19 protein-coding genes and 2 pseudogenes are annotated in these 19,881 nt (G+C 41.8%); 13 read left to right on the top strand and 8 right to left on the bottom strand.

The window, feature by feature from the left end; translation table 11 throughout:
- Positions 1 to 64: 64 nt before the first annotated feature.
- On the bottom strand, positions 65 to 1,036 hold the full coding sequence (locus HMPREF9243_RS08790; RefSeq protein WP_013670001.1) for a rhodanese-related sulfurtransferase: 972 nt from the start codon (positions 1,034 to 1,036) through the stop codon (positions 65 to 67).
- Between the two features lie 173 nt (positions 1,037 to 1,209).
- The gene (locus tag HMPREF9243_RS08785; protein ID WP_013669273.1) at positions 1,210 to 3,792 is read right to left on the bottom strand and encodes an N-acetylmuramoyl-L-alanine amidase; all 2,583 of its coding nucleotides are present in this window, start codon (positions 3,790 to 3,792) and stop codon (positions 1,210 to 1,212) included.
- 277 nt (positions 3,793 to 4,069) lie between these two features.
- On the opposite strand from HMPREF9243_RS08785, the pseudogene HMPREF9243_RS08780 reads away from it, so the two are divergent.
- Positions 4,070 to 5,037: pseudogene (locus HMPREF9243_RS08780) on the top strand (2-keto-3-deoxygluconate permease).
- A 76-nt stretch (positions 5,038 to 5,113) separates the two neighbouring features.
- On the opposite strand, the gene HMPREF9243_RS08775 reads toward HMPREF9243_RS08780, so the two are convergent.
- A complete protein-coding gene (locus HMPREF9243_RS08775) occupies positions 5,114 to 5,734 on the bottom strand; it encodes a lipoprotein (RefSeq protein WP_013669822.1) in 621 nt (206 codons plus the stop codon).
- A gap of 222 nt (positions 5,735 to 5,956) precedes the next feature.
- Between HMPREF9243_RS08775 and HMPREF9243_RS08770 the strand changes: the two genes are divergently transcribed.
- Complete coding sequence (locus HMPREF9243_RS08770; protein WP_013668876.1) at positions 5,957 to 7,270, top strand: dicarboxylate/amino acid:cation symporter; 1,314 nt, start codon at positions 5,957 to 5,959, stop codon at positions 7,268 to 7,270.
- A 67-nt stretch (positions 7,271 to 7,337) separates the two neighbouring features.
- On the opposite strand, the gene HMPREF9243_RS08765 is transcribed toward HMPREF9243_RS08770, so the two are convergent.
- Both HMPREF9243_RS08765 and brnQ read right to left on the bottom strand, forming a co-directional pair.
- The gene (locus HMPREF9243_RS08765; protein WP_013669677.1) at positions 7,338 to 7,778 is read right to left on the bottom strand and encodes a PH domain-containing protein; all 441 of its coding nucleotides are present in this window, start codon (positions 7,776 to 7,778) and stop codon (positions 7,338 to 7,340) included.
- A 143-nt stretch (positions 7,779 to 7,921) separates the two neighbouring features.
- The gene (gene brnQ / locus HMPREF9243_RS08760) at positions 7,922 to 9,235 is read right to left on the bottom strand and encodes a branched-chain amino acid transport system II carrier protein (protein WP_013668747.1); all 1,314 of its coding nucleotides are present in this window, start codon (positions 9,233 to 9,235) and stop codon (positions 7,922 to 7,924) included.
- Between the two features lie 334 nt (positions 9,236 to 9,569).
- On the opposite strand from brnQ, the gene HMPREF9243_RS08755 reads away from it, so the two are divergent.
- A complete protein-coding gene (locus tag HMPREF9243_RS08755) occupies positions 9,570 to 10,274 on the top strand; it encodes a DUF554 domain-containing protein (RefSeq protein ID WP_013669075.1) in 705 nt (234 codons plus the stop codon).
- Positions 10,275 to 10,347: 73 nt separating this feature from the next.
- Here HMPREF9243_RS08755 and HMPREF9243_RS08750 read toward each other — a convergent pair whose 3' ends face one another.
- The 3 genes from HMPREF9243_RS08750 to HMPREF9243_RS08740 form a co-directional block, all read right to left on the bottom strand.
- Positions 10,348 to 11,556, bottom strand: coding sequence for a dicarboxylate/amino acid:cation symporter (locus tag HMPREF9243_RS08750; RefSeq protein ID WP_013669799.1), 1,209 nt, complete (start codon positions 11,554 to 11,556; stop codon positions 10,348 to 10,350).
- 204 nt (positions 11,557 to 11,760) lie between these two features.
- Positions 11,761 to 12,063 carry a rhodanese-like domain-containing protein gene (locus tag HMPREF9243_RS08745; protein WP_013669312.1) on the bottom strand — a complete coding sequence of 101 codons (303 nt, stop codon included), beginning with the start codon at positions 12,061 to 12,063 and terminating at the stop codon, positions 11,761 to 11,763.
- A 138-nt stretch (positions 12,064 to 12,201) separates the two neighbouring features.
- Positions 12,202 to 12,504 (bottom strand): rhodanese-like domain-containing protein, encoded by a 303-nt coding sequence (locus HMPREF9243_RS08740; protein ID WP_013669444.1) that lies wholly within the window; start codon positions 12,502 to 12,504, stop codon positions 12,202 to 12,204.
- 311 nt (positions 12,505 to 12,815) lie between these two features.
- Here HMPREF9243_RS08740 and HMPREF9243_RS08735 point away from each other — a divergent pair, with 311 nt between their 5' ends.
- The 10 genes and pseudogenes from HMPREF9243_RS08735 to HMPREF9243_RS08695 all read left to right on the top strand — a co-directional run bounded on the left by HMPREF9243_RS08735 (position 12,816) and on the right by HMPREF9243_RS08695 (position 19,871).
- Positions 12,816 to 13,964 (top strand): NAD-dependent epimerase/dehydratase family protein, encoded by a 1,149-nt coding sequence (locus tag HMPREF9243_RS08735; RefSeq protein ID WP_013669446.1) that lies wholly within the window; start codon positions 12,816 to 12,818, stop codon positions 13,962 to 13,964.
- A gap of 4 nt (positions 13,965 to 13,968) precedes the next feature.
- Positions 13,969 to 15,087 (top strand): annotated as a pseudogene (locus tag HMPREF9243_RS08730) (glycosyltransferase family 4 protein).
- A 64-nt stretch (positions 15,088 to 15,151) separates the two neighbouring features.
- Positions 15,152 to 16,477: an HdeD family acid-resistance protein gene (locus HMPREF9243_RS08725; RefSeq protein WP_013669614.1), complete on the top strand. Its 1,326-nt coding sequence runs from the start codon at positions 15,152 to 15,154 to the stop codon at positions 16,475 to 16,477.
- A gap of 101 nt (positions 16,478 to 16,578) precedes the next feature.
- Complete coding sequence (locus tag HMPREF9243_RS08720) at positions 16,579 to 17,199, top strand: NUDIX hydrolase (RefSeq protein ID WP_013669258.1); 621 nt, start codon at positions 16,579 to 16,581, stop codon at positions 17,197 to 17,199.
- Positions 17,200 to 17,240: 41 nt separating this feature from the next.
- On the top strand, positions 17,241 to 17,543 hold the full coding sequence (locus HMPREF9243_RS08715) for a hypothetical protein (RefSeq protein WP_013669964.1): 303 nt from the start codon (positions 17,241 to 17,243) through the stop codon (positions 17,541 to 17,543).
- Between the two features lie 167 nt (positions 17,544 to 17,710).
- Positions 17,711 to 17,968, top strand: a complete 258-nt coding sequence (locus HMPREF9243_RS08710; protein ID WP_013669032.1) for a type II toxin-antitoxin system RelB/DinJ family antitoxin — start codon at positions 17,711 to 17,713, stop codon at positions 17,966 to 17,968.
- Positions 17,961 to 18,185 (top strand): type II toxin-antitoxin system YafQ family toxin, encoded by a 225-nt coding sequence (locus HMPREF9243_RS08705; RefSeq protein ID WP_013669765.1) that lies wholly within the window; start codon positions 17,961 to 17,963, stop codon positions 18,183 to 18,185. The genes HMPREF9243_RS08710 and HMPREF9243_RS08705 overlap by 8 nt, the downstream gene beginning before the upstream one ends.
- A 428-nt stretch (positions 18,186 to 18,613) precedes the next feature.
- On the top strand, positions 18,614 to 18,868 hold the full coding sequence (locus HMPREF9243_RS10770) for a type II toxin-antitoxin system HicB family antitoxin (protein ID WP_081456676.1): 255 nt from the start codon (positions 18,614 to 18,616) through the stop codon (positions 18,866 to 18,868).
- Between the two features lie 161 nt (positions 18,869 to 19,029).
- Positions 19,030 to 19,212: a plasmid mobilization protein gene (locus HMPREF9243_RS08700; RefSeq protein WP_041706262.1), complete on the top strand. Its 183-nt coding sequence runs from the start codon at positions 19,030 to 19,032 to the stop codon at positions 19,210 to 19,212.
- Positions 19,213 to 19,475: 263 nt separating this feature from the next.
- Positions 19,476 to 19,871, top strand: coding sequence for a hypothetical protein (locus HMPREF9243_RS08695; RefSeq protein ID WP_013669623.1), 396 nt, complete (start codon positions 19,476 to 19,478; stop codon positions 19,869 to 19,871).
- The last annotated feature ends 10 nt before the right edge of the window (positions 19,872 to 19,881 follow it).

Below are 19,881 nucleotides of genomic sequence, written 5' to 3'. Positions count from 1 at the left end.
CAGTAAAAAACCATGCTGATTTTTTCAGCATGGTTTTTGTTAATGCAGGATGCTTGTATATGGACTAATTTTGCTTGGCATAGAGGGACTCTCCGATGGCATTAAGTCGCTCTTCCCATTCTGCCTCAGTGAGTTCGTGTTCTTTGACGTAGAGATTGCGTGGGTGACGGCGGCACTCTGCTGAACAACCCCGTAAGTATTTATCTTCATTTTCCTTAGAAGAGAAGAATTGCTTATTGCATTCGGGGTTAGCACAGTTAACGTAGCGGGCACAAGCTTGGCCGTCGTAGTGGTCTTTTGAAATGATAGTTGGGTTGACGTGGTTAATGGGTACAGAAATCCGTTCGTCAAAGACATACATCTTGCCTTCCCACAAGTCTCCTTGTACTTTGGGATCTTTGCCATAAGTATCGATGCCGCCTTCAAGTTGGCCAACCTTATCGCCAATGCCTTCCCTGAGCATCCAACCGGAGAATTTTTCGCAACGAACCCCTCCAGTACAGTAGACGGCTACTTTCTTATCCATAAACTTTTCTTTATTATCCCTTACCCATTGGGGAAGTTCACGGAAACTTCGGATGTCAGGGCGGATGGCGCCTTTGAAGTGACCGAGGTCATATTCATAATCGTTACGAGTATCTAAGACCACGGTGTCTTCATCTAGGAGGGCTTGGTGGAATTCTTCTGGTTTCAAATAGTCACCAGTGATATCTAGAGGACTTAAGTCATCATCCAAAGATAAAGAGACAATTTCATTACGGGAACGAACAAACATCTTTTTATGGGCGTAGTCATCAGCCTCATCAATTTTGAACCAAACATCTTCAAATCCAGGAATGGCATGCAAGTGGTCCATATATTGGTCGGTTTGTTTTATCGTTCCTGAGACAGTGCCGTTAATGCCTTCTTCACTAACGAGAATACGTCCCCTTAAGCCGATCCGTTTACAGAAAACCAGGTGTTTCTTGGCGAATTGGTCGGGATCTTCAATGTCCTGGTACTTGTAATATAGTAATACGCGATAGTCTTTACTCACGTGAAATCTCCTCCTTTGTAGTTGCAGGCTACAAATCACTCTTATATAAACTATACTACCAAGGTCAAATAATTACCAATTTGCTGGATAGGCGAGGCAGACTCTTAATCGGTTCGCTTAGAAGATAAGAAAAAAGGCTGCGACCTGAGTCACAGCCTCGATGCTTGGTTTAATTAATAAACATTGTTAAAGTATGCGTCAATTGCGTTGGCGGTTGCTTGAACTAACTTGTCTTGGTAATTTGAATTTCTCAAGCGACTGAGCTCTTGTGGATTATCACCAAAGCCGTACTCAATCAAGACGGCAGGAATGTCAGTTTCCCGTAAAACCGCAAAGGTATTGGTTTGGACGCCCCGGTTAATGGCCCCGGTATTGCCAATCAATTGATTTTGAATTTGCTTAGCTAAGTAAGCACTATTGGTAATCCGTTGGGCATTGTTGTGGTAAGGGTTAATTTTAGATGGATAGTTGTTAAAGTATTGGTAGTAATAGGTTTCAATTCCTTGGGCCTTACCGCGGTTAGCTGCTCCCATGGCATTGTGGTGCATGGAAACAAAGATGTCAGCATTAGACTCGTTAGCAATTTGGCTACGTTGGAGCAAGCCGGTATCACTGGTGCCTGGACGGGCTGAGAGAACGCGGTAGCCGCGACTTTGGAGGACCCGGGTTAATTTATCGGCGAGGTTCTTATTCAGAGTACCCTCGTTAGCCCCGGCATAAGAGGCTCCTGACCAATTCCCGTGTCCTGGGTCTAACATGACTGTCCGAATCCCATCGGAGGCTTGCGGGATATTCATTGGTCTCACAGGGGCGTTGGGAATTTGTAGTTCTTGGCCATCAGCAAGGTAGTTACCAGTGAGGCCATTCGCGCTCCGAAGCGCTTGAGGACTGATGCCAAAGGCGCTAGCAATACTATTAACGGTTTCGTTAGGACCGACAGTATAGACTAAACTGGTGGTTACAGTTCCTACTTGATCCTTAGGAATAGTAAGCACTTGGTTGGTGTAGAGCGTATTACTGCTTAAACCACTGGCTTTTCTAATGCCGTCGACTGTGACACCATATCTTTTGGCGATGGACCAGAGTGACTCGCCATGACTAACGATGTGTTGGTTAGGGCCAGGCGTCTTGGTGCCCCGTTGGACGATTTGGTCGACGGGTTCTTTAGTCACTTTTTCATCAATTTGTTGACGGCTGACTTCCTTACCGTCTTGGTAAGTGACTTCATAAGTGACGGTCTTTTCACCGTTTTCACCTTTTTGTAAGACTTTTTGGCTGCCAGCTTTGTAGTCATTATTGTCGGTATACTTGGTTTGAAAAGGAATGCTTACTTTTTGGGTAAGGATTTTTTTCGTGCTTAATGCCTTAGTACCCACATGGACAACTTTATCTTCAGCCGGAACATATTCAATCGTCTTTTCAGAACGGTGAATTTCTTTACCTGCTTGGCTTCGGACGGTGGTTTCAACTACGCGTTTGCCTTCCTTGCCTTCTTGGACAGTTTTTTCTTGTCCTAGAGCTAATTGATCATCAGCAACAAATCTTACGCCCGGTTGGATAATGAAGGTCTTTTGAACGCTTACTGAAGTGATTTCGTCAGCTGGCTTTTCTTGCTCCTTATTGGTCTTGTCTTCTGGTGTCTTTTCTGGAGCGGGTTGACTAGTTTCGGACTTGTCCTTAGCTGTTTCTTCTGGAGCCGGTTGACTGCTTTCAGCTTTGTCCTTTTCCTTATTGTCGGCTTTGGGATTGGCCTCTGCTTGAACTTCTTTTTCCTTCACTAACTTTTCAGTTGGCGCTTGGTCTTTGTTCTTAGTTTCCTGAGCCTCTGAATCCTTGTTTGTATCGGCGTCTTCTAATTTTTCATCAATAACTGTTGGATTTTCTACACTTTCTGTCTTGTTTTGTTCTGGTTCAGCCTTTGCTTCAGTAGTCTGTTGATTTTCCTTACCAGCGTTTTCTTCTGGCAGGGCAGTGTCAATGGATGCAGGATTTTCTACGATATGCCCGCTAAGACCGCTTTCAGAGCTTTCCGTTTGCGGATTGCTTTGTGCGCTGTTTACGCCTGCTTGTGCTTGGCCTTGAGGAGTTAAGACCGTAATCTTCACATTTTCAGCTAAGTCTTTTTCAATAGCTGCCTCAGTTGCTGCTGGGCTTAAGTCAGCACTGGCTTGGTCTTGATGTTGACCGCTGGCTGGGGCCTTTTGTGCGCTAGTTTCACTGGTGGTTGTCGCTGGGCTAACTGTTTTAGCCGATTGAGTCCCATCATTATTTTGGCTAAGTGGGGAGAGAACTCCAGTTAATAAGTCACCAGTAAAGATTAGGTGGATATTGCCTAAATGGTTAGCTTGAGCCAAGCTGTTGAGGTCTTGACCAGTCGCTTCAGCGAGTACGCTGAGAGTATCTCCCCATTGAACAACGTAAGCTTGGTAGCCGGCTGCTTGTTGGCGGGCGATTTCCCCTTTGACCTGGTCGACACTATTCTTGGTCCAAGTTCCTTTAATACGTTTGAGTGCATCCTGACTAGCTTGTTTGATTTGTCCATTTTCACTCAGTTGATCTTTACCCACAAAGTCAGAACTGGAAAAATTTTTAATTCCTTGACTGGCCAGGGTGTTGACATTGGCTCTAACTTCTTCATTACTTAATGAAACCGCACCTAGTGAGCCGGCCAGGAGTAAACTAGCCACGACCCATTTGCCTTTTGATTTGTGCATTGTCTTTTTAGACTTTTTCTCTTGGAAAAATTTGCCTTTCATGCAGATACTCCCTTTTTAAATAGTTAGTTGTTAAAGTTTAAATCTTTCTAAAATTAGCTACACAAAGAATATTGTAACAGGAATTTTAAAAATGTTCATTAAAATGTGAAAAAATTTAATGATATTGTTTTTAATCATTCGATAAAAATTAGGGTTTTATTTTTCTCAAGGAGAAATATTTGATGAGCGATTTCTAGCCTAGTTTTGATTCGCTTTAGCAAAGCCATCTATGCTATGATAAGCATGCTTGTTATAGGAGAAAAGAAAAGAGGTATTTATGTTAAAACAAATTGCGAAAATTCCAGCAGGGACTTTCTTAGTACCAATGATTATTTCCATGTTATTGATTTCTTTCTTCCCTGGAATGTACGACGTCTTTGGCGGAACCACCCAGGCTGCTTTCCAGAATGGAACTAGTGCTGTCATTGGTTTTCTGGTTTTTGCAGCGGGAACGACCCTAGATTTTAAGAAAATCGGCCCTTTGCTCAAGCGCCACTTACCCATGGTTGTCTTTAAATTAGTGTTATCGACCTTATACATTTTAGTTTTTATTGGCTGTTTGGGGTTGAAGGAGTACTAGGGATTAACCTATTAACCTTTGCTTGCGTGATGTATTCACTCAATCCAGCCGTTGCCTTAGCTATCCATAGTGAGTACGGTGACCGACAATTTGGGGCAGTCTATGGTATTTACGGCATCCTGGGCATGTCTTTTACCCCCTTGATTCTTCTCAGTCTCCTTACTGCTAGTGGTGGCGGTGCAGGGATAGATTGGGATCCCATTATTTCCATCTTTATCCCCCTAATTGTAGGAGCCTTACTCGGTAATATTGACCCTGATTTTGCAGATTTCTTCTCGCCCTTGATTGGTAAACTGCTGCCCTTTTTAGGCTGGAATTTAGGGGTAGGAATGAACTTGATGGATGCTGTTTCCTCTGGCTTGTCCGGTTTATTAATGGCTGTCCTCTTTATGGCCTTGATGTTTCCTTTAATTTTATTTGATAAGTATGTGACTAAGGTCAATGATGGTGTCGATGGTGTAGCTATTTGGAATGTAGCCGGTATGTCGGTAGCTAACCCAGCCATTATCGGTGCCGCCCTCCCTGCCGTTTTTGCTTCTCAAGTGACTTCGGCTACCGCTATCGTGATGATGGTATGTATTATTACTTCCCTAGCTTCACCTGCCTTAGCGCAAAAACTTTCTAAGGAAAGTGAAAGTGAACGCCTAAAACGGGAACTGTCTTAAAGGTTTTCATTAGAAATAAGTAAAAGCACTTAAATGGCGCTGATAAAAGCTGCAATTTAAGTGCTTTTTACTGGATCTAGAAACTAATTTCTAAAGGATTGGATGGGATTTTTTGGAAATCAGGCTCGGTAACATATAGTTCCCAATTTAAAGTGATCCCTGAAATATCGGCATCTTTAATTTTTTCGAATGCGCCGGTATCAACCTTAGCTTTAGGCAGAACAGTGTGATCGCCAATAAGATTTGAAGGTGAAATTTGTTCACCGGAGGAAGTTACAATTTTAGGCATACCAATATTATCAATTTGCGAATCGGTCTGGTTATCAAAAGTAAAGTTTACTTGAATGATTTTATCACCATTTTGGTATCCAGTAACATCGTACATTGAATCTTTTTTAATATCAGATAATTCTACAATTTTAATATCATTTACTGAAACAGAAACATTGTCAGCAATATCTTGCTTACCTTCTGGCTTATGGATGGCTAGAAGTGTGGCTTTAGCTTCGTTTCTCGTGGTATAGTCTCCTACATTTTCAAGAGGGGCATTACCTACGTCCTTTGGATCCGTATCATTTTGTTTCTCCTGAACCGAAGTGGTTGCTGAATTAGATTGTTCAGCTTCGGCACCTTGGTCATTGGATTGGCATCCTGCAAGTAATGCTAAACTTGTTAAAAATAACAGTGTTTTCTTCATATAAATTCCCCATTTCGTAATAATTATTTTCATAGTATCATTAATGGTTATATAAAAGCTATAAATTACTGATAAAAAATTATATATTGTATAAGTATGAAGGAGTGATAAAATTTATTGATCATACCCCATAAAAATTAAGGGCTTGTATCTGGCATAAAAAAATATATAATAGACCTATTGAAAATGACTTATTATAAGTAAGTGAAAGGGGTGACATTGATGGTAGATGTATTTGCATTAATTACGATTCTATTATTATTCTTTGTGTTACGCTGGCAGGCGAGTCAGGGCAAATCCTTTACGGTGCGGGTTTTGACCGCGACATTTTTAGGAATCGGCGCTGGCTTGGTCTTTGCTGGTCATACGGCCTACGTGGGGGCGATTGGTACCATATACGCTCATTTATTGAAGGCGATTGTGGTACCGGTCCTCTTCTTCTCGATTATCTCAACGGTTTCTTCATTAGGAAACCTAAAAACTTTAACCACAATTGGGGCTAAGACTATCGGCGTGCTTTCCTTGCACAATGTTTTAGCCTCAGTGACCACTATTGTTGTGGCTTTGACCTTAGGGGTAGGGCGTAACGCGCACATTGACCTCCCCAGCAATGTGGAAGTTAAGGAAGTTCCGACTCTCACCCAAGCGGTGATTAATTTCTTCCCGCAAAATATTATTGAGGATGCAGCCAATAACCGGGTGATTCCTATTATTGTCTTTTCCTTATTTGTTGGGATTGCTATTCTGACTTATCAAAATAAGGCAGAAATCAAGGCTTTCACTGATTTTATCGATGCTGGCCACCAAGTGATCTTCAAAGTAGCGGCTTTGATTACCCGCTTTACCCCCTATGCCGTGTTAGCGCTCTTAACGGACAAGGTCGGTGGCTTGAACTTAGCCTCCTTAGGGTCTCTATTATTAGCTTTAACGACTCTCTACCTAGTCACTCTCTTCCATTCATCAGTGACTACTGGGGCAATTATTGGCCTCTTGGGTCGGCTGAATCCCTGGATCTATTTAAAACGTTTCTTCTCAGTATGGATGATTGCTTTTTCAACCCAAAGTTCAGTAGGCTCGGTTCCTGCTAATGTTAGTGCCCAAAAGGAGATGGGGGTTCCAGAACATATCGCTTCCTTTACTTCTTCTATTGGAACAACTTTTGGGATGCCAGGTTGTGCAGCAGCTTGGCCGGTCCTCTTAGCTATCTTTACCATTAATGCTCTAGGGTTGGATTTTGGTCTACTTGATTATCTTTATATGGTGGTTGTTGCCCTCTTAGTATCAGCGGGGACAGTCGGCGTTCCCGGCACGGCGACCATTACTGCAACGGCTATGTTTACTGCTATTGGCCTACCGGTAGAAATGATTATTGTATTAACTCCAATTTCAGCCATTGCCGATATGGCTAGAACCGCAACCAACGTCACTGCTTCGGGTTCTACCGGCCTTCTAGTTGCTCGTTTCGAAAAAGTCTTAAACCTTGACCAATACTATGAAGGAGATGGGCAAGAGGGCAAGGCTTATGCCAATTCCTAATCCAATACTTTAGACAAAAAGAGTGTGCTCTAGCCGACTTTATTGGCTGGGCACACTCTTTTCTGTATTATTGGTTAATCTCGCGGCGATTTTCTACGACTAGGTTACCTAAGAAGCGGTAGAGCGGCAAGATGTCAGTTTGCTTAGGAAATTCAAAGGTCACCGTCTCTGTTTCTTCCTCACGGGGGCGACGGTAAATGTTATTGAGATAAGTGATGGTGATTTCACTATCATCAAAGGCCAAGCCGGCACTCTCCATTTCGACATCAACGATATGGCTGAGGTAAAGGGAACGGAAGGCAGTTTTCTTCCCGCTAGCGCCTTGTTTATCGACTAAGATGATCCGAATATTAGTAAAAATGATGGCGTCCCGGATCAATTGGTAGCCGGAATAAATTTCTTCATCTTTAAAAAGAAAATCGCCGTATTCTTCAGTCAATTCTTGCTGGTCTTTTTGGGAAAAGTTTCCCAGGGCTCCTTGCATTAAGCTATTCAAATTAAAAGCCATCCAAACATACTCCTTCTTATATTATTTATCCCATCCTAACACAGTCCGCTCGGGAGAGAAAGCAATTGCCCTTTGTTGAATAAAAAAGCCGCTAAGGCTTAGCTACAATCTGCTAAGCCTTAGCGGTCTTGGTTAATTAAGTATTAATGGCTTGCTGATTCTTTATTTTTCAAGGCAGCGTAGAGACTGAAGGTGCCAGCGACTAATAATGCTGGCAGAAGCCATTCTAACCCCAGTTGACTAAGAGGAAGCTGGTAAGTGAATTGGGCGAGTGGGCCAAAGAGGCTTTCGAAAACCCCTAATCCAGTGCCAGCCAAGGCTTGAGTCAGACCCACGGCCCCAGCGCCAATAACGGCTCCCGTATAGGTTAAGTCATAGCTGATTTTTCGGTCAAAGACGGAGAAGAGAATCAGCACCATGAAAATAGGATAGATGGTGGTTAAGACAAAGGAAGCCAGGTAAATGATCTGGTTAGTCCCTAAGAGAGAAATCAAAAATTCAATGGCGACAGCTACCAGGGTGATGGCTTGGTAGGACCAACGTCCCTTGGAGACTTCCACAAAGAAGTTACTAAAGGCAGAGGTGAGCCCAATTGCGGTGGTTAAACAAGCGAGGGCTACACAAATTCCCATAATCAAGTGCCCCCATTGCCCTAGGATCGCGGTCACCGTGCCATTGAAACTGGCCGTGCGGTCGATATTCGCGCTCATCAAGCTGGAAACCGTTGAACCAGCGTAAGTCAGGGAGAGATAAACCACAGCTAAGAGAACAAAGGCAACTAGTCCGACTAAGGCGCCGGCCTTTATCTGGGTCTTCTTGTCGCTGTAGCCACGTGCCCTTAATTCTGACATGACGACGCTTGCCATTAAAGAGGCTCCTAGAGCATCCATGGTTTGATAGCCTTCTTTAAAGCCATAGGCGAAGGTTTGGCTAATTTGACTGGGAGCTGCAGCTGCTGGCGGATTGAATAGGGTAACCAAAACTAAGAAAAAGAGAATAATTAGAATCCCGGGGGTAAGATATTTACCGATATTATTAATCACTTTACTTGGATTTAAGGCCAGATAAGCGGTCAAAGCAAAGAAAACCAGACTGCTTAGCCAAATCGGAATATTGGGCCATAGGGATTGGATAAAGACCTCATGGGTGGTTGCACCAGTCCGCGGAACTGAAAAGAGCGGCCCGATTAAGATAATAGCGATTCCGGCTAGGACAGTCCCGAATTGAGGGTGGATTCGCTTACCTAGGTCATTAGCCCGTCCCCCTAAGTAGATTGTCACTAAGACCCCTAAAATCGGAAAGAAGGGGTCTGAGGTGAGAAAGCCTAGGGCAGCACTCAGCCAACTTTCCCCACTGACGATCCCTAGGTAAGGAGGAAAGATTAAATTCCCAGCGCCAAAAAAGATCGCAAAGAGGGCAAAGCCGATAATTAAAATGTCTTTGGTTTTTATTGTCATGATCATTTCTCTTTCTGTCTATTTCGTGCTTATTTTTCTCTATAATCAAATCAATAGGACATATAATAGCATAAAATTGTTCCCTTGCGACAAAGGAATCAGTAAGCTGGGCAAGTTTTTATAGGAAAACAGCAGGTTTAAAAGTTTACTTAGTCGGGCTTTGTTTTTATTAAAGTCAGACAAAAAAAGTGACCCAAATATTTGCCTAAAAGACTTGTCAACTGGGGGCGATTTGTTTATATTGGCTAGTAATGATTAATCGTGTCTGAATAGAAAGGGGTTTTTAGTCCAGGCAGATTGTTGGGACAATGATAGGGAGAAAGGAAGAAAGTTTATGGCAATAACGGGCGCATTGGTGAATGCTGGCTTAATTTTACTAGCTGGTGTCTTGGGGAGGTTCTTTGGGCATTTTATTCAGGATGATTTGGCTAAGGCCATTAATCAGGTCTTGGGTCTGTCGGTGGTTTTGATCGCTATTCAAGGCGCCTTGACCACAAAGAGTATTATCGTCGTCATTTTATCCATGGTGGTGGGAGTCATTATAGGCCAGCTGATGGATATTGATGGCCGGCTTAACCGCTGGGGCAATCGGATTAAAAGTCGACTTGCAGGTCCAGACCCTGAGTCGCAATTTGCGGAAGGCTTAATCACAGCGGTTTTGATTACTTGTGTTGGTGCTATGGGTATTGTAGGAGCTATCCAGTCCGGCCTATATCATGACCATGCCACCTTATTTGCTAAATCGATTTTGGACTTTATTATTGTGCTTATTCTTGGGGCAACCTATGGGATGAGTCCAGCTTTTGCCAGTTTACCGATTATCTGTTATGAAGGGGGCATTGCGCTCTTAGCTCAGTGGCTAGCTCCTTACTTGCCGGAAGCTTCTCTCAATGAGTTATCGGCGGTTGGGTCACTTCTGATTGGGGTGATTGGCCTTAGTCTTTTTGAGGTCAAAGATTTCAAAGTCTCGAACATGTTGCCAGCTACCTTCATCCCCCTTATTCTGGTTCCGCTCTTTCAATATTTGGGCTTATATTAAATAAAAAATGCTTCCGCTAACACTTAGAATGCGGAAGCATTTTTTAATTATATTTCAAATTCCTTATGACAAATTATTGGTCACTGGACTTAATTTTTTCCTGGTAGATTTTATCGATAAAGACGGCGATGGCATTGTCTCCAGATACATTAGCAGCAGTCCCAAAGCTATCTTGGGTGATATATAGGGAGATCATAATTTGTTGCATGGCCTGACTAGCGATCCCAATCATAGGTAGGAAAGGTAGAGCAGACATAATGGCGCCCCCTGGAGTTCCTGGAGCAGCAACCATGGCAACTCCTAACATGAGGATAAAACCAAGCATCATCAAGAAACCGTGTGGCATATCATAAATCAATAACAGGGTCGTTGCGCAGGAAGTGATGGTGATAATCGATCCTGCTAAATGAATAGTCGCACAGAGCGGTACGACAAAGTTAGCGATCCCTTCAGAAACCCCGTTCTTTAAAGCACATTTAACATTGACTGGAATGGTGGCAGCTGAGGATTGAGTGCCTAGGGCAGTCATGTAGCCAGGGATTTGATTTTTGATGAGTTCGATCGGATTCTTGCCGGCATAGGTCCCAAAGACAAAGAAGAGGAAAGTAATGTAAAGTAAATGCATAATCAACACGCAGATAAAGACCTTCCAAAAGACATTTAAAATCGCAAAGACCGTCCCCGTGTAGGCTAAATTGGCAATATTACCGAAAATATAAACCGGTAAGAGCGGTACAATGATGGTGGCCAGTACTTGACTGATGATCCCTCCGAAGTCGCTGAAGGCCTCATAGAGAACTTTTCCGCGGCCGAGTTGACGTAACCAGGAAATCCCCAGCCCCATCATAAAGGCAAAGATAATAGCACCAGTCACATCAAAGAAAGGTTCTAAGGGAATAGTGAATAAGGGCTTGATTCCTTCGCCGGCTTCACTGAGTTGGTCAACCAGGTCAGTCGTGATGAATAGAGGAAAGAGGTTGCTGGCAACCAGATAGGCCAGTAAACCACCGATGACGGTTGAAATATAAGAGGTTAAGACCGTTATCCCCAGTAATTTTCCTGCCCCTTGGCTCAAGTCAGCAATTCCTTGGACCACAAAACCAATGATCATAAAGGGAATGACAAAGCTAAGGAAGTCAGAGAAAATTGTAGTAAAAGTCGCAAAAATCTGTAGTATAAATTCGGGAACAATTGGTAAGCGGCCCACAACAATACCTAAAATAATGGCTAAAATAATACGAGGAACCAAACCAATTTTCCGTTTTTCAAGACGCTTGGTCATAATCATGCTCCATTCTAAAAAGTTTATTAAGCTTGATCGCCTGATATAATAACTATCCTACCAAACTTATTCTCGATTGGGTATAGATTTTTTTGAAATTTTATATGATAAGCTAAATAAACATAAATATTTTTTGAAATACAAAAAACATGCTAGCCACTAAGACAGCATGTTTTTAATGATTATATTAAGGCACGACTGACTTTAAGATTTTTCTAGGCTACCTGGATAGCCAAGGGTTCCTTTTTCAACGTTAGTGACATCAAAACCGTGCTGGCTTAGGATTTGGCTGGCTTGTTTAGAGGTTCTCCCACTGTTACAGATCGCATAATAATGTTTGTCTTTATCGAGCTTATCCATATTTTCTTGGATTTGGGAGAGAGGGAAATGTTTAGCCCCAGGAACATGACCTGCTTGATAAGCCGCTTGATCGCGAACATCTAGCACATTGGGTTCTTCGCCGTTTTTAATCTTTTGGTAGAATGCATCACTGCTAATTTCTTTCATTACTTACTGCCTCTTATTTGCTTATTTTTTCATTTATTGCTTATCAAAATACGTCATTTATTTAGAATTGCCAAAAGAAAAGCCATGGCGGCTGGAAAGCTAGCATGGCTTTTTCCTGTTATGTTATGCTTTATTGATTTAAGCTTTTTCCAGCTCTCCTGGGTAGTCTGGAACGCCTTTTTCGACGTTGGTGACGTCAAAACCGTGTTCATCTAAAATTTCGGTGGCTTTTTTAGAGCCTTTACCATCATGGCAAATCGCATAGTAATGCTTGTCTTTGTCTAATTCATCAAGATGGTCTTCAATTTGTGAAAGAGGGAAATGCTTGGCTCCAGGCACGTGACCTTCTTCATAGAGTTCGCGAGGACGAACGTCTAAAATATTAAGATCATCTTCATTTTCGACAATATTATGAAATTCTTCAATAGTAACTTCTTTCATATTCATTACCTCCTCTTAACGATGTAACACATTAACTAAGTATAGAATAACAAACTTAGCTCGACTTATAAACTAATTAGCTTCTGTCAGCTCTTCCTTGGTCACTTTTACAGCTGAACTTTCATAAAAGACTTGCCACTTATATTGAGGAAAAGGGTGGGACTTCAGTGAATATACAGGGGATCTCTTAATGGCAGAAAATGATTCCATAAAATCCTTATCATATTTTTTGAAAAGTAAATTCATCGTGTTATATTTAGTTTAAAGGATTTATATTATTTAAAAAATATTCATGATGGAGGAATGTGATTATGAGAATCATCGTAGCAGGTGGAGACGGATTTTGTGGTTGGCCTACCGCCTTATATCTATCCAAACAGGGTCATGATGTGGCGATTGTCGATAATTTAGTGCGTCGGCAATACGATAAGGAGCTCAACTCCAATTCCATCACGCCCATTGCCTCCCTCAACGAACGTGTTGACAAATGGAGAGAATTAACCGGTAAAGATATTACTGTTTACCAAGGCGACTTAAACCACTATGATTTTATTTCTATTGTCTTTCAAGAGTTTCAGCCAGAAGCCTTTGTTCACTATGCAGAACAGCGCTCTGCACCTTATTCCATGATTGACCTTGAACATGCCCGCTATACCCAAGCCAATAATGTTTTAGGGAACTTAAATGTGCTCTTCGCTATCCATGACTATGCACCGGATTGCCATTTGATTAAGTTAGGCACCATGGGAGAATATGGGACGCCCAATATTGATATCGAGGAGGGTTGGCTAGAGGTTGAGCACAAGGGCCGCCGTGACCGCATGCTTTATCCTAAGAAGCCAGGTTCTTTCTATCATTTAACCAAGGTTCATGATTCTCATAATATTGAATTTGCTTGCCGGTCTTGGGGAATTCGGGCAACCGATTTGAACCAAGGAGTCGTTTATGGGGTCAATACCCAAGAAACCGCTATGGACCCTGTCCTTTACAACCGCTTTGATTATGATGGCATCTTTGGGACGGTCTTTAACCGTTTTGTGGTTCAAACCGCCAATGGCTTACCAATGTCGGTTTATGGTAAGGGTGGTCAAACTCGAGGCTTTATCAATATCGAAGATACCGTTCGTTGTATTGAAATTGCTGCTCTGAACCCTGCTGAGCGAGGAGAGTTCCGTGTCTTTAACCAAATGACGGAACAATTCTCAGTCATGGATATGGCCCATAAGGTGGAAAAAGTGGCCAAAGAAATGGGCTTAAATCCTGTCATTGATCATGTGGCTAATCCTCGTGTGGAAGAAGAAGAACATTATTTTAATGCCGTGATGACTGAGTTGAAGGACTTAGGTCTTGATCCACATTACTTAACCGATGAAGTCACCAAGAATCTATTGGACTTGGCTTTAGAGAACAAGGACCGTGCCCACCAAGAAGTGATCATGAATTCACCATCTTGGAAGTAATGCCATGAAGATTGTTATCATTACGGAAACCTTTTTGCCGGCAACGGATGGTGTCGTTACCCGTTTGACTCACGCCATTGACTATATGTTGGATTGCGGGCATGAAGTGCTTATCTACGCTCCCGAGATGGAGGACATGCCCGTCCAATATAAGGATGCTTTGATTATTCCTTTTAAATCGGTATGGTTTCCTTTCTATCGTTACCGTCCCTGGGCAATCCCCTCAACGGATATTCAAAAGCAGTTGGAAATTGATGAACCAGATATTGTACACTCGGTCAATCCAGTGGGCTTTGCGGCAGCCGGTATTCATTATGCGGTGAAGATGGACATTCCTTTAGTGGCTAGCTTCCATACCAATGTTCCTCAATATCTTGCTTATTATCATTTGGATGTTTTATCTCCGGTGATTTGGTCCTATTTGCGCCACTGGCATAATTTAGCTGCGGCTAATATGGTGACCAGCCAGGCCATGTATGACTTATTGGATGACAATGCCATTGAGAACTTAGTCATTCTGCCTAAGGGAGTGGACTTAGACCAGCGTGACCCTAAATTCTATTCAGAAAAGATGCGTCAACGGTTGACGGCTGATTCAAAGAGGGATAAGCTATTGCTCTTTGTCGGTCGGGTGGCTGCAGAAAAGGAAATTGATAGCTTACTTCCATGGTTAGAAACTCGCGATGATGTCAACTTAGCCATTGTAGGAGATGGTCCAGAAAAAGCGAACTTGGAAGAAAAATTTGCCCATTTGCCAGTGACTTTTACCGGCTTCTTGCATGGTGGGTAACTGTCAGCGGCTTATGCAAGTGCTGATGCCTTTATCTTTCCCTCGGTAAGTGAAACCTTGGGCTTAGTGATTACTGAAGCCATGGCTTCAGGTTTGCCGGTGATTGCTGCTGAATCGGCACCCACTAAGGAACAAATTAAACATTTAGACAATGGGCTGATCTACCAACAAGATGACCTGGATTCCCTGGATCAATGCTTGGCTCTTTTAGATCAAGAAGAAGTGGTAGAGAATGTTGTGGTCAGGGGACAGGACTATGCCAAGCAATTTTCCTGGGAGAATGCCTCACGGGCTATGGTAGATATCTATGAGTCAGTCCTAGAAAAGAATTGATCAAATAGAGTGAGGACACTCTAATATTGAGGTTGAAGAATTGTGTGTAGAAGGCGGTGGCTGTTTGAAAGCAAATAAATGGGAGATTTCTCATCTTATTTCGGGGATTCTCTGGATACTAGCTGGACTCGCCTTTATTTTGTGGCAGGGACAGGCTTTATTACGATTGAATAATTTAGTAGCTTGGATCATTGGCTTACAAGGGATCTTTCGCATACTATCACAGGTGATCTTTGATAAAAATGCTAACGGAGCTAAGAATCGGCTCTTCCAACTCTTTGTAGCCCTGGGGCAAGTGCTCGTTGCATTCGTCATGTTGTCTTTTCCTATTTCATCGACCTACTTTCTGATGCGGATAATTGGTATTTATCAATTACTCATGGGCCTGGTTTCCTTTGTGACTTATTGCCTAATGCGGATGGACCATGTCCCTGATCGACTCAAGCGACTCTTATTTGCTTTGGTGCACTTGATTTTTGGTCTGGCGAGTTTATTTTTACCGATCCAAGACCATAATGTGCTCTTCTGGTTAGGTCTCTACCTGGTCTTTATTGGCTTGACTTACATTTCCGATGCCAGAAAAAATCTACCTAATCGCGAGCAAGACCAAGAGATCAAGCGTCGTTTTCGTTTCCCAGTACCGATTGTTTTTAATTTGTTGGAACCTAATCGCTTAGCCAATAAATTAAATCACTTTATCCGCCAAGAAGTAGAGGATGAACTTGCCTTTAGTAGTGCCTACCATGACTACATGGAAGAAAATGAAACAGGTGCGGTCGACAGCCTGCAGGTCTTAGTACAAACCTCCAATGCTCATCTCGACTTAATCGGGCACTTAAATATTGCCTACCATGGGACGGTTTATTCTTATGGCAACCATGACGTCGATTCGGGGCATTTATTCCGGGCGATTGGGGAAGGGGTCTTGTGTAAGATTGACCATCAGAAGAGTATCGAATTTGAATTGGAAAATGGGATTACTATTTTTGAGTATGATATTGAATTGAACCAAGAGCAGAAGGAAGCCTTAGAAGCAAAATTAGCCGAAATCGATGACTTACTGGTCCCCTGGGCGCCAGAAACTGAGAGCCAGTGGGATTCCTTTGGCGGACGTTTGAAGCGGGCAACCGATTGTGCCATGTATAAGTTTAAATCCGGTCAATATAAGACCTATTTTGTTTTTGGGAGTAATTGTGTCCTCTTCTGTGATGAAATTATTGGAGCTATTGGCTTGGACCAATTCCTCATGGTGGGAGTGATGACCCCGGGGACTTATTTTGACTATTTTAATAACCAATACGAGAAGGGTTCCACCCGGGTCATCAATCGGAGGATTTATTCCACAGACTTAGTGAAATTTACTGGGTTGGATAAATTAAAAGACCGATAGATAAATGAGTTTAAAGTGAGAAGCAAGCTAAGCTATAAGGCCTGGCTTGTTTTTTCTATTTGGATCGCTAAGCTTAAAGAAATAAAGAAAGGGTGACCGTGATGGATGAAGTAGACAAATTAGTCGAGATAGCCATTGAACTACAAAGTATTGCCCAGGCGGGTTTGCATTATGGGCGGGATGATTTTGACCGAGAGCGTTACCAACGGATTCGCGATATTGCAGCCGAAATTATGGCAAAGAAAACTCAGCTAAGCTGGCAAAAAGTTCAAGATCTCTTTTGTGGGGATGAAGGATACCAAACCCCGAAAGTGGATACTCGGGCAGCCATTATTCAAAATGATGAGATCTTATTGGTCAAAGAACGCAATGGTTTATGGTCTTTGCCTGGGGGCTGGTGTGAGATGAATATGTCTCCGATGAAAAATACAGTTAAAGAGGCCAAGGAAGAAGCTGGTCGTGAGGTTAGGGTAAAATCGGTAATCGCTGTCCAAGATCGCGATAAACATAACCAACCTCCCTACGCTTATAGTATTGTGAAGATATTTTATCTTTGTGAGGATTTAGGTGGGCATTACCAAGATAATATTGAAACCAGTGACAGTCAGTACTTTAAAGCCGACCAATTGCCAGATCTGGATCCAGAACGAACCACAGCAGAACAAATTGCTATGTGCTTTCAAGCTTATCGTAGTGAGAATTGGCAGACTCAATTTGATTAAAGAAAACAGTTTATTAACTAAGTAAGGAGGGAGTGAGGGGAATGATGACTTATCAAAATTCTAGGACAGGAAAAATAAAGAATGCCCACCCACTCTTAGTGTCTTGCATGCACTGCAAGCATGATTTATGTGTTTATTGGAAGGTTGGCCGTGGTAATCTGATTAAATTACAAATTCACCGGATTATTGAAGCTGAATATGACTTTGGCCGACGCGACAAGGCCCTATTATGTCCGAATTGCCAGGAACAGCTGGGCTCCTTGAGTGAACATAAGGGTCGGCCTTGTTATTTCTTGCATCGCGGCCAGACACAAACCAAACGTTTAGAGAATTATAAATACTAGGAAAAGCTTTAGTCTTTTTCCCGTACATGCGGGGGTGATCCTGTGTATGTCGATTTTAAAGATATCGAGTATGAGTTTTTCCCGCGTCAGACCAATTCTAAAGATAGGGTATAAAGGTTTACTTGTATATCTAATGTGCATACAATGTATACAAAGGAGGGATAAGCATGTCTAAAAAAGCCGTTATTAATGTTCGGGTTGATGAAGATCTAAAGAAAAATACACAGGCTATTTTTGATGATTTGGGCCTTGACATGTCTACAGCGATCACAATGTATCTAAAGAAAGTTAATGCTTGTCAAGGGATTCCTTTTGACGTTAAGCGTACCAGCATTCAAGAAGCGCTAGCTGAAATCGAGCAAGGCAAAGGCGAAACTTTTGAAAGTGTGGAAGACTGGTGGGAAGCGATGAACGCCGATGTTTAAGATTGTTCAATCGCCTAAATTTAAAAGACGATTTAAAAAGTATCAGAAAAAACATTTTGATATGATAAAAGTTAAGGAAGCTGTTCAAGCTTTGCAAACTCAAGACAAAGATTTGCTTAAGACAAAGTATAAAGATCACGCTTTAAGCGGTGATTGGCAGGGCGTTCGTGAGTTGCACATTACAGACGATTGGTTGTTAGTTTATGATATAGTATAAGTGTTAACACCTTGCTATATAGTGTTATTGTATCAAGTTTATCAACGCTTTAAGTAGCTTAATAATAGCGGTTATTAAGTCTGATCTTTTGATATATTTGGTAGGCTTTTTCTAGCGGAGGTTGGTTATTTATTATATAGTAAAGGCGTTAGCTATTGAGTCTATCAGTGGTTTAAGCTGACAGGTTTTTATTAATATATAACAAACATTCTTTAGCAACACATTAATTTGTGTGACTTTTTTATTTGTCTTCTTTGTTATATTTACTAACATCAATTCATAACTACTACATAAATGTTCATATTTTGCGCATAAAAGTAAGGCGTTACTACATACAACTTCATGATGATAGTTGTTACTATGGTAGTGTGGTAAAAGGTCAAGAGCTTTTCTCGCACATGCGGGGTTAATCTGAAAGGAAGTTAGCTATATATTTATACTATGCCATCTTTACTCCATCAGGAGGCAAATATACTATTGAATTTCCAGATTTAGATGGCGCGTATTCTTTCGGTGAAGATATGAACGATGCCCTCTATATGGCTAAGTATCTTCTTGAAGGATGGTTAATTATTGCTAAAAAAGAAGGTAATTCAATTCCCAAGGCATCGTCTTTTGATGACTTGATAATTTCTGAAGATGCATTACTGATTCCTATTAAAGTGGATCTTAAACATACCTAATTAAAATATACTCATTAATTGGTCGAGATAACTTTAAGTGCTTTGCGATATTTAAAGAAACTTGGTTTAGTGACAAAATCTTCTCTCTCATGGGGGTTAGGCGTTAGTCTGGTGATTTATTGTTAGCGTATTAAATGATAAAGGAAAGCAGGGAATAGACAGTGACAGACAAAAAGAAACGCCCTCGTGGTCGTCCAGCTACAGGGCGGAAGCGTAACATCGATATAGGGATGAAAGTAACTCGAGAAGAAAGAGATTACCTAAAAAATCAAGCAAAGAAGTATGGTCTCACCCTGGCTGACTACTTTCTAACAGTGGCTAGGGAGCATGACCAAAACCATTAACCATGAGTCTTTACCTACTTATTTTGGGATTTTCAAAAAGAAATTAATAATATTTGATTTATTGGAGGCTTTATTGAAGTCTCTTTTTTATTAACTTATTTTTATTTCCTCTTGCGGTCTTCAACTCTCATTATCCAAGCTTTGGATCGAACATGCTATAATATAAGAGCGAAGTCAATTTGTGATTCTCTCCTTTATTTTATTTGGGAGGAGATCTTATAATATACACAGGTATTATTGTAAACTTTTGGAGGTGGAAGTTTATGGCTGAAACAACTCGGAGTGTTTTCATCTCTGGGTCGAGAACGCAAAATCAATTATCCCAAGAAGTACTAGAATCCATTGATGCAATTATTGACCAAGGCTTAAAGATTAACTTAGGGGACTCTAACAAGGGGGTCGATAAAGAAGTTGCTGACTTGCTCCGCCTCGAGGATTATAAAAATGTGGAAATTTTTACTATAAATCAGAAGCCACGGATAGCACTTGAAAAAGATTGGAAACTTCGCTATGTCCACCCTAATGAAGGGCTCAATGGTCAAGAGCAACAAATGATGAAGGACCGACAAATGGTTAATGACTCTCAATGGGGGCTAGCGATTTTTGACCCCATCAAAAAAACCGTTTTGGTGCTCTTCAGGTTTCTTCCGGTACCCTAAGGAACACGAT

The organism is Aerococcus sp. Group 1 (genome assembly GCF_000193205.1).
Classification (GTDB): domain Bacteria; phylum Bacillota; class Bacilli; order Lactobacillales; family Aerococcaceae; genus Aerococcus; species Aerococcus urinae_A.
This window is presented reverse-complemented; position numbering and strand designations above follow the sequence as displayed.